8 protein-coding genes are annotated in these 9,535 nt (G+C 61.2%); 3 read left to right on the top strand and 5 right to left on the bottom strand.

Going from position 1 to position 9,535, the window contains the following annotated elements:
• Window positions 1–184 precede the first annotated feature (184 nt).
• Window positions 185–688, bottom strand: a complete 504-nt coding sequence (locus tag ACWKV4_RS13720; protein ID WP_483832630.1) for a hypothetical protein — start codon at window positions 686–688, stop codon at window positions 185–187.
• Between the two features lie 226 nt (window positions 689–914).
• Here ACWKV4_RS13720 and ACWKV4_RS13715 point away from each other — a divergent pair, with 226 nt between their 5' ends.
• Together ACWKV4_RS13715 and ACWKV4_RS13710 are read left to right on the top strand one after the other, a co-directional pair.
• Window positions 915–2,708, top strand: a complete 1,794-nt coding sequence (locus ACWKV4_RS13715; protein ID WP_483832629.1) for a di-heme-cytochrome C peroxidase — start codon at window positions 915–917, stop codon at window positions 2,706–2,708.
• A complete protein-coding gene (locus tag ACWKV4_RS13710) occupies window positions 2,705–3,883 on the top strand; it encodes a catalase family protein (RefSeq protein ID WP_483832628.1) in 1,179 nt (392 codons plus the stop codon). Before ACWKV4_RS13715 ends, ACWKV4_RS13710 begins: the two co-directional genes overlap by 4 nt.
• Before the next feature lie 35 nt (window positions 3,884–3,918).
• On the opposite strand, the gene ACWKV4_RS13705 is transcribed toward ACWKV4_RS13710, so the two are convergent.
• The 4 genes from ACWKV4_RS13705 to ACWKV4_RS13690 are packed head-to-tail and all read right to left on the bottom strand — an operon-like array spanning window position 3,919 to window position 7,644.
• Window positions 3,919–4,920, bottom strand: coding sequence for an ABC transporter substrate-binding protein (locus tag ACWKV4_RS13705; protein WP_483832627.1), 1,002 nt, complete (start codon window positions 4,918–4,920; stop codon window positions 3,919–3,921).
• 43 nt (window positions 4,921–4,963) lie between these two features.
• Entirely contained in the window at window positions 4,964–5,833 is an 870-nt protein-coding gene (locus tag ACWKV4_RS13700; protein WP_483832626.1) for an ABC transporter permease, read from the bottom strand.
• 18 nt (window positions 5,834–5,851) lie between these two features.
• Window positions 5,852–6,733 (bottom strand): ABC transporter ATP-binding protein, encoded by an 882-nt coding sequence (locus tag ACWKV4_RS13695; RefSeq protein WP_483832625.1) that lies wholly within the window; start codon window positions 6,731–6,733, stop codon window positions 5,852–5,854.
• 14 nt (window positions 6,734–6,747) lie between these two features.
• Window positions 6,748–7,644, bottom strand: a complete 897-nt coding sequence (locus ACWKV4_RS13690) for a TauD/TfdA dioxygenase family protein (RefSeq protein WP_483832624.1) — start codon at window positions 7,642–7,644, stop codon at window positions 6,748–6,750.
• 178 nt (window positions 7,645–7,822) lie between these two features.
• Between ACWKV4_RS13690 and ACWKV4_RS13685 the strand changes: the two genes are divergently transcribed.
• Complete coding sequence (locus ACWKV4_RS13685) at window positions 7,823–9,535, top strand: amidase (protein WP_483832623.1); 1,713 nt, start codon at window positions 7,823–7,825, stop codon at window positions 9,533–9,535.

The raw sequence follows: 9,535 nt of genomic DNA, 5'->3' as shown, positions 1-9,535 counted from the left end.
CCGGAATCTATAATCAGATTCCGGATTTTCCTGCTACCCAAGGATTAGTCAACAATCCTTAAGTGAACAGCATTGCGGTCATGACCGGGCTTTTTTATACCTGTAAATTGGCCACTGTCCTCAAGTACTGCGTTACCAAGCCGACAGGCTAAGGGTAAGTACTTGGTTAGCGGAGTTTGGAGCACTAAAACAGCCACGGATGATGCTCAGGCAATTGCCCGGTTTCCAGCGCGATCCGCAGTTGCTGGGGATGCAGTACCCATGCCCGGCGATCGAAGGCCTGTTGCAGGTCTCGCCAGCGCACCCGCTGGCCACAGCAGCAAAATTCCAGGTAGCGGGTCAGGGCCGGCATTACATGCAGGCCTTTTTCTGCCGCCAGCAGTTCAAGGGGCGCGCGTTCTTCGGCGGTGAAACCCAGAAAGAAGATACGGGGGCTGAACCCGCCTTCTGCACGGGCCCAGGGGTTGGGGGCGGCCTGTACCGGTGCCTGGCCGATGAACTCTGCGCCACTGCGCAAGGTGACGATCTGCGCCTTACGAAAGCTGGCAAAAGCCCCGGTGCGTTCACGACCCTGAAGGGCTTGGGTGTTTTCCTGCCAGTAAAGCAGCGAGTGCTCGCTCAATACGCCGCTGCTATTGCGGTAGGTAAAGCTAATGGGAGGTGCCTGGCGACACCGAAATTTACGCATGTCCATGCCGCTGTATGTGCCTGCTGTGGGAGCCGACCCACAAGGTATAGGTGTGCCTGCTTTCGTATCAAACCGAGGGCGCCTTAAATAGTTGTAGGAAAGCTTACCCCTCACGCTGAAACCCAATGAAAACGAGCATTCCAGCCACAGCCAAAAGATAAAGTAGCCACTTGCCACCACTGCGTGTTTCAGGCATAAAGGCGCCCGCTCTTCAAGGATGAAACCAATGCGTGTAGCTCTTCGCTTGTGTGTTGCACTGCTGCTGGCCTTACTGGCCGGCTTGGCAATCGTGCTGTACTACGTGGCCTGGCCGAACCTTCCGACCTATACGCCGCCCGAGCGTGTGCAGTATTTGCCTCAATGGAGCGATGCCGACCGGCAACGCTATTACTCCACGCCTCAAGGTACTCAGGTCAAAAACCTGCGCTATCAATGGTTCACCGCATTGGAACAGCCCTTCTCCACCGCGCCTTTCGCCCTGCAGGCCAACCTGGGCCGTTTCGGCTTCGTATTCGATAACCCGTCCAATACGGCCAATACCGGCCGGCTACCGGTGGGCTTTACCCAGCATGTGAATAGCGCCGACGGCGAGCGCTACCTGGACCTCACCTGCGCCGCCTGCCACACCGGAGAACTCCGCTATCAGGGCACCGCGCTGCGTATCGATGGCGGCACGGCTCAACATGTGCTGCCCTCCACGGTGCCGACCCTGCGCGGCGGTAGCTTCGGCCAGGCGCTAGTGGCTAGCCTTGCGGCCACCGCCTATGTGCCCTGGAAGTTCGACCGGTTCGCCCGCAAGGTGCTGGGCGAACGTTACCCGGCAGGCAAAGCCGAACTGCGCCAGGCGCTTCGCGGTTCGCTAGCTCAATTCCTGCACGCGGCCTGGAACGACACCCACCGCGGACTATATCCGGTGCAGGAAGGCCCAGGGCGCACCGATGCCTTTGGCCGCATCGCCAACGCAGCCTTCGGCGACGGGCTCACGCCAGATAACTACCGCCCCGGCAACGCCCCGGTGGATTACCCCCAACTCTGGGACATGTGGACCTTCGACTGGGTGCAATGGAACGGCTCGGCCAAGCAGCCCATGGCCCGTAATATTGGAGAGTCCCTAGGCGTGGGCGCCACCCTTACCTATCACGACAGCAACGGCCAACCGCTGGCCGGTGAACAACGTTACCCCTCCAGCGTGCGGGTGAACGACCTGCACCTGATCGAAGAAACCCTACAGCGCCTCACGCCTCCGACTTGGCCCGAAGCAGTGCTGGGGCCGGTGGACCTGCCCTTGGCAAGCCAGGGCCGCGCGTTGTTCACCCAGCACTGCGCCGCCTGTCATGTGCCTGTGGTTGAGCAGAGAAACGGCCGGCCCGAGGCGAACCTTCATCTGGTTCCCACGCACGTGATCGGCACCGACCCTACCGCAGCTGACAATATCGCCGATCGCCGCTTCGACTTGTCCTCCTTGCAGTGGACACTGGCCGAGTTGAACCAGCTTAACGTAGAGCCCAAACCCACCGAAGTCGACCTGCATCGGGTATCAGTGGCCATGGGCCTGGCCTGGGTCACAGCCTTTGTAGAACGGCGGGCCTACGCCAATGCCGGCATAACGCCAGAGCGTCAGGCACAAATGAACGGCTTCGGCCTACCCATTAAGGTTCAAGAATTAAGGGTGTACAAAGCGCGACCACTGGCGGGCATCTGGGCCACGCCGCCTTTCCTGCATAACGGCTCGGTACCCACCTTGTATCAGCTGCTCTCCCCCCAGGATGAGCGTGACATCACGTTCTACCGCGGCACCTTCGACTACGACCCACGGCACTTGGGCTACCAGACCACGGCCTTTGTGGGTGGCTTTTTGTACGACACCCGTATTAGCGGCAACCGTAATAGCGGGCATGAATTCCGGGACGGCCCGTTAGGCGCGGGGGTCATAGGGCCACGGCTGCAACCCCAAGAGCGCTGGGCCTTGCTCGAATACCTCAAAGTACTGGGTGGCCCCTTGGAGGCTCGACTGCCATGAACGAACGCAGGTTGTTGATCACACGCCCCGCTGGCGGGCTGGCACGGCTGTGGCTAGCCCTGGGTAAAGGCCTGGGCTGGGCGCTGCTGGGCCTTGGCATGCTGGCCCTGGTGAGCTGGGCGGGCGCCAGCGTTTGGTACGCTTGGCGTTTTTCCGGGCCGGTGGCCACGGTAGAGCACGTGCCCCTTGGCGAGGCGGCCATGACCCAGGACATCATCCAGACGGCCATTGGCATCGTCGATAAATACCGTACCGACACCCGCTACCTGCGCGATGCTCATGCCAAGGCCCATGGCTGCCTAAAAGCCCAGGTCAAGGTCGCGTCGGACTTGCCTTTTACCTTGCAGCAGGGTGTGTTCAGCGAACAAGGCAAAACCTGGCAGGCTTGGGTGCGGCTGTCCAACGGCAACGCCTATCCACAGTTCGACAATATCGCCGATGCCAGGGGCATGGCCATCAAGTTGCTGGACGTGCCCGGCCTACCCTTGCTGGCCAGCCAACCAACACGTCACGAACAGGACTTCGTGATGTTTAACCATCCTAATTTCTTCGTGAGCGACGTGGCCGAATACCGCCAGAACATCGCCGCCCAGGCCGAGGGCAAGCGGGGCCTGGCATTCTTCCCTTCCTGGGACCCGCGTACCTGGCAAATTCGCCACCTGTTCATCGCCCTGGCCACGCTGAGCAAGGCCCCGGACACGCCGGCGGATGCCGCCTATTATTCGGTATCGCCCTACCGCTATGGCACAGCCAACGCTAAATTCCGCGTAGTGCCTGAACCCTCGGCCTGCCCGGCCTACAGCTTGCCACCCATGAACCGGGACCAGCCGAACTTCCTACGGGGCGCGCTCTACCAGCAGCTATCCACCGACCGCCAACCGGCGTGTTTTGCCTTGCAGGTGCAGTTGCAAAACGCTAACGCTTTCATGCCTCTGGAAGACACCAGCGTGCAATGGAAGCAAAGCGATTCTGCCTTCCAGACCGTGGCGCACGTACGCCTGCCGCCCCAAGACTTTGACACCCCCGAGCAGAACCTGGCCTGCGACAACCTGCGTTTCAGCCCCTGGCACGGGATCGAGGCACATCGGCCCCTGGGCGGGATCAATCGCCTGCGCAAAGCGGTATACGAGGCCGTGGCGGACTATCGCCAGGCGCGTAATGCCCAGGCCCATTAGCCTGGAGTAGAAGCCACTTATCAAGGGGGCGCGGCTTAACTCCCCGCGCCACCATGGGCTTCTTCAAAGAAGTAGTCTTTCCAACTGGCGGCCTTGTTTTTAAGCACCCCTAGCGTATGCAGCTTTTCAGCGTAGATAGCGGTGCGCTGAGGCACTACGGTGAAGTCTATCTCCGGGTCCGTCACGATCTTTTCGACCTGGGCCTGGCTCATCTTCGACTGCTCTACACGAATATAGGTCTCGGCTGCCGCGGGCTTGTTGGCCTTGATCAGCTCCGCGGCTTCAGCCAGGGCGTCATAGAAGGCTTTATACGTTTTGGGGTTCTGGTCGTGGAATTTTTCAGTGGTATAGAGCACGTTGAAGGTGGCCGGGCCGCCGAGGATGTCGTAGGAGCTGAGCACTTTATGTACGTTGGGGTGCTCCAGCTCTTGGTATTGGAACGGCGGGCTTGAGAAGTGCGCGGTGATTTCCGAGCCGCCGGCAATCAGCGCCGCCGTGGCATCGGGGTGCGGCAGGCTGACAGACAGGTTATCGAAGCGCTTGAACTCGCTGTCGCCCAATACCTTGGCCGCTTCCAACTGCAAGGTGCGAGACTGGAAGCCTACACCCGCGGCGGGCACCGCGATGCGGTCCTTGTCGGTGAAGTCCTGTAGGGTTTTGACCTCGGGGCTGTTGCTCAGCAGGTAGTTAGGCATCGACCCCAGTGAGGCGATGGCTTTGACGTTCTGCTTGCCATGGGTGCGGTCCCACAGGGTCAACATCGGCGGCACACCCGCCGAGACCACATCCAACGCACCCGCCAGCAGGGCTTCGTTCATAGCGGTAGCGCCCGAAATGCTGTTCCAGTTCACGGTAATGTCCAGGCCCTCGGCCTTGCCGTGCTTTTCAATCAGTTTCTGGTCGCGTACCACATCCAGAATCAAGTAGCCGATGCCCAATTGCTGGGCGATGCTGATCGTGCCCTCGGCATTGGCCTGAGTGGCCAAGGCAGCGGCGAGTACGCCCAGGGCCAGAGAACGTGTGTTAAAAATGGGCATGAAAGGCTCACATTCGCTTGGAAGAAATCGAGGGTCGCACGGTTTAATGGCGCTGCATGCCCCAACGGTTGAGGGTCAGCCGCTCAAGGGTGGCAAATAGCAGGTTCTCCACCAGCAGGCCGATCATGATCACCGCGGCAAGGCCGGCAAACACCTTGTCGGTGTACAGCTCGTTGCGATTCTGGAAAATGTACCAACCCAGGCCGCCCTTGCCCGAGGAGGCGCCGAACACCAACTCGGCGGCAATTAGCGTGCGCCAGGCGAAAGCCCAGCCCAGTTTAAGCCCGGCCAGGATCGACGGCAGCGCCGCGGGGATCAGAATCTGCGTAATAAACCGCACGCCGCGCAAGCCATAATTACGGCCGGCCATGCGCTGGGTTTCAGACACACCTAAAAACCCGGCGTAAGTGTTAAGCGCCAGGGGCCACAGTACCGAATGCACCAGCACGAAAATCAGGCTGTTCTGGCCCAGGCCAAACCACAGCAGTGCCAACGGCAGCAGCGCAATGGGCGGTAATGGATTGAGCATGGAGGTCAACGTACCAAGCAGGTCCCGGCCTAACTGGGTAGACACCGCCAATGCGGTTAAGGCAAAAGCCAACACGATCCCAATCAGGTAACCCTTGATCAGCACCGTCAGCGACAGCCATACCTTTAACGGCAGCTCACCGCTGGTCACCCCCTCTGCAAAGGCCTGGGCGGTTTGCAAAAAGCTTGGCAGCAACAGGTCGTTGTTCTGCACCCTGGCTACCACCTCCCAAAGCACCACCAGCACCAGCAAGATCACCGCTTTGCGCACCCAAGCCCGCTGCCAGATGCGGTGCGCCAGCGGGATATCCCGCGTCAATGCTGAGGCGGTGAAGGGTTCCAGAACGATTTCGTACTCTTTTCGCGTGGGGGCATCCAGGCTCATGTAAAGGCTCCAGGGGAATCAGTAAGCGATACGCAAGTGGCTGAACTCGGTCGGCGGTCTGGGCGCGGCGTGGGCGTCCTCGTCGAACAGCAAGCGGTGAATGCGCTGGGCGCTGGCCTGGAAGCCCTCGCTGCCCAGGCTACCCAACCCATAATGGTGACTGTGCACTTCTGCGCGCACCCGGCCTGGGTGCGGCGATAGCAGCAGTATCCGGTTCCCCACCACCAGCGCTTCTTCAATGGAGTGCGTCACGAACACCAAGGTAAAGCGCACCTCCTTCCACAACCCCAGCAACTCCTCTTGCATCTTGCGCCGGGTCAAGGCGTCCAGCGCCGCAAAAGGTTCATCCATCAGCAACACCTTCGGCTGCATGGCCAGCGCCCGCGCGATGGCCACCCTCGCCTTCATGCCGCCCGACAACGTATGCGGATAGGCCTCGGCAAAGGCGCTCAAGCCCACCTTCTCAAGGTATTGATAGGCCCGCGTCTTGGCCTGCGGGCCCTTGAGGGCGCGGGAGGCCAGTAGTGGGAACATCACGTTTTCCAACACCGTCTTCCAGGCCGGCAATTGGTCGAATTCCTGAAACACCATCATCCGGTCCGGCCCTGGTTGGGTAACGGATTGGCCGGCCAGGTACACCTCGCCGTGGGTAGGTTGGATAAAGCCCCCAATGGCCTTGAGCAGGCTGGACTTGCCACAACCTGAAGGGCCCAGCAAGACGAACCGGTCGGCCTGGTCTACCTCGAAGCTGACCTCATGGGTCGCCCGCACTACACGGTCGGGGGTGCGGTATTCAAGGCTTAGGTTGTTCACCTGTAGCAGCGGCTCGATGGCAGCCTGGCGCCCACGGGCCAAGGGGTTGCGCTCGCTGGCCGTGTGGCCTGGCAATGCAGAGTTCATTGCATGCTCCTGGGTTAGAAGGGCGCGCTGCCTTCGATGGTGGTGCGGTACAGCTTGCGGCGCAGGTGATCAGGGCAACCGGCGGCCAGGTGGATCAAGGCGCGGTTGTCCCAGAACACCAGGTCATGAGGCTGCCAGGCGTGCCGGTAAATATGTTCGGGGCGCACGCTGTGGGCGTATAGCTCGGCCAGCAGGCTACGGCTTTCGTCCTCGGGCAGGCCAAGGATATGGGTGGTAAAGCCTTCACTGACAAACAGCGCCTTGCGACCGCTTTCGGGGTGGGTGCGCACTACCGGGTGCGCCACCGTCACCACTTGGGCCAATTGCTCGTCGGTAAGCTTGGGGCGCCAGCTGGCGGCGTTCTTACCTTCGCTGTAGCGAGCGGTATAAGAATGCACCGCCTGACGGCCCTCCACGGCCTTGCGTAGAGGCGCTGGCAGGGTATCCCAGGCCCGGTGCATATCCGCGAACAAGGTATCGCCCCCCTCGCTGGGCAACGCTTGGGCATGGAGCATGGAGCCGAGGCTGGGCAGTGCCTTGTAAGAGAGGTCTGAATGCCAGTATTTACCGGCATCGCCCAGGCCCACCGGCTGGCCGTTCTCGACGATATTGGAAACGATCAGGATTTCAGGGTGGCCAGGCAATAAAAACTGCTTGAGCACATGGATTTGCAGCTTACCGAAACGGCGGCTGAATGCGATGTGCTGCTCGGGGCTGATGCGCTGGTCGCGAAACACCAGCACGTGATAAGCCAGGTGAGCGTGATGGATGCGACTGAAATCGGTGTGATTGAGCGGCTGTGTCAAGTCCAGGCCTAATACTTCGGCGCCAACCTGGCCGTCAAAGGGTCGGATATCAAACGCTTGGTTGGCCGCTTCGGCCAAAGAAAGGGCGGGCATAAAAGGCTCCATCGGGTAATAAGCGCATCCCAGGTGGAAAACCATATCGTTATAAAATTAATTATTTAAATACTTTTAAAGAATAAGCATAGTGCGTCCAGGTGGCTTTCTCGGTAAACGCTCGGGCCGATTTGCAGTCCCTTCCCGTGGCCGCCAGAATGTGTGCTTCTCAATGGCTAGCGGTGACAGCATGATCGAGGTAACCGAGGTTTCCATTGCCCAGCTCAGGGCAGCACTCGAAGCGGGCGAAGCCACCGCCGTGGCGCTCGTGCAAGCGTATCTGGCGCGGGTGGAAGCCTACGATGGGCCAAGCACGCCCACGGCGCTCAACGCCCTAGTGGTCCGTAACCCTCAGGCCCTGGAAGAAGCACAAGCGTCCGATGCCCGTCGCGCCCGTGGCGAAACCCTCGGGCCCCTTGATGGCATTCCCTATACCGCCAAGGACAGCTACCTGGTCAAGGGTTTGACCGCGGCCTCAGGTAGCCCCGCCTTTGCTAAGCTTGTCGCCCAGCGGGACGCCTTTACCATCGAACGGCTGCGAGCCGCGGGTGCCATATGCCTGGGCAAGACCAACATGCCCCCCATGGCCAATGGTGGGATGCAGCGTGGGGTGTATGGCCGGGCCGAGAGCCCTTACAACAACGCCTACCTTACCGCGCCTTTCGCGTCGGGCTCTTCCAACGGCGCTGGCACCGCGACAGCCGCGAGCTTTGCGGCCTTTGGCTTGGCGGAGGAAACCTGGTCCAGTGGCCGCGGCCCCGCCTCCAACAACGGGTTGTGCGCCTATACCCCGTCACGCGGGGTGATCTCCGTGCGCGGTAACTGGCCGTTGACCCCCACCATGGACGTGGTGGTGCCCTTTACCCGCACCATGGCGGACTTACTGGAAGTACTGGACGTGATCGTGGCCGATGACTCGGACCCTCGTGGCGACCTGTGGCGTCTGCAGCCCTGGGTGCCTCTTCCGGCGGCTTCCCAGGTGCGGCCGAAGGCTTACCCTGCCCTTGCCACCGGCGTCGGGGCTCTGGCGGGCAAGCGCCTGGGCGTGCCACGCATGTACATCAACGCCGACCCCGCCGCCGGCACCAGCGAACAACCCGGTATCGGCGGCCCTACCGGGCAGCGCATTCACACTCGCCCGGCGGTGATGGACCTGTGGCGGCAGGCGCGCCAAGCCTTGGAAGCCGCTGGCGCTACGGTAATCGAGGTGGACTTCCCGCTGGTTTCCAATTGCGAAGGCGACCGCCCCGGAGCACCGACCGTGTTCAATCGCGGCCTGGTTTCCAAGGACTTTCTACACCACGAACTGTGGGACTTGACCGCTTGGGCGTTCGACGATTTCCTTCAGGCCAACGGCGACCCCACGCTCAACCGCCTGGTCGATGTAAACGGCCCGCTGATCTTCCCCCACGACCCAGGCACCTTGCCCAACCGCGAGGGCGACCTGGCCGCGGGCATGGATGAATACGTGCGCATGGCAGAGCGCGGCATTACCCCATGGGATCAGCTGCCTACCCTGCCCGATGGCCTGGCCGCATTAGAGCGTACTCGCCAGCTGGACCTTGAGGCCTGGATGACCGAGCGCGGCCTGGATGCGGTGATCTTTCCTACCGTGGCGGATGTCGCCCCCGCCGATGCTGACGTCAACCCGATATCGGCGGATATCGCCTGGAGCAATGGTGTGTGGGTGGCCAACGGTAACCTCGCCATACGTCACCTGGGCGTACCCACGGTCACCGTGCCCATGGGCTTGATGGCCGATATCGGCATGCCGGTAGGCTTGACCTTCGCCGGCCGTGCCTACGATGACAACCAACTGCTGACCCTGGCCGCGGCTTTTGAAAGCACAGGCAAGCGGCGAGTGGCACCGCCGAGAACGCCGCCGGGGGTTAGCGTTCCTTGA

The sequence above is a fragment of the Pseudomonas artemisiae genome (genome assembly GCF_057128685.1).
Note: the sequence above shows the minus strand (reverse complement) of the source record. Positions and strands in the feature narration are given on the sequence as shown.

Coding starts and splice junctions, on each gene's coding strand:
- ACWKV4_RS13690 (WP_483832624.1), bottom strand. CDS start 7,644: ATGGAGCCTTTTATGCCCGCCCTTTCTTTGGCCGAAGCGGCCAACCAA.
- ACWKV4_RS13710 (WP_483832628.1), top strand. CDS start 2,705: ATGAACGAACGCAGGTTGTTGATCACACGCCCCGCTGGCGGGCTGGCA.
- ACWKV4_RS13695 (WP_483832625.1), bottom strand. CDS start 6,733: ATGAACTCTGCATTGCCAGGCCACACGGCCAGCGAGCGCAACCCCTTG.
- ACWKV4_RS13715 (WP_483832629.1), top strand. CDS start 915: ATGCGTGTAGCTCTTCGCTTGTGTGTTGCACTGCTGCTGGCCTTACTG.
- ACWKV4_RS13720 (WP_483832630.1), bottom strand. CDS start 688: ATGCGTAAATTTCGGTGTCGCCAGGCACCTCCCATTAGCTTTACCTAC.
- ACWKV4_RS13685 (WP_483832623.1), top strand. CDS start 7,823: ATGATCGAGGTAACCGAGGTTTCCATTGCCCAGCTCAGGGCAGCACTC.
- ACWKV4_RS13700 (WP_483832626.1), bottom strand. CDS start 5,833: ATGAGCCTGGATGCCCCCACGCGAAAAGAGTACGAAATCGTTCTGGAA.
- ACWKV4_RS13705 (WP_483832627.1), bottom strand. CDS start 4,920: ATGCCCATTTTTAACACACGTTCTCTGGCCCTGGGCGTACTCGCCGCT.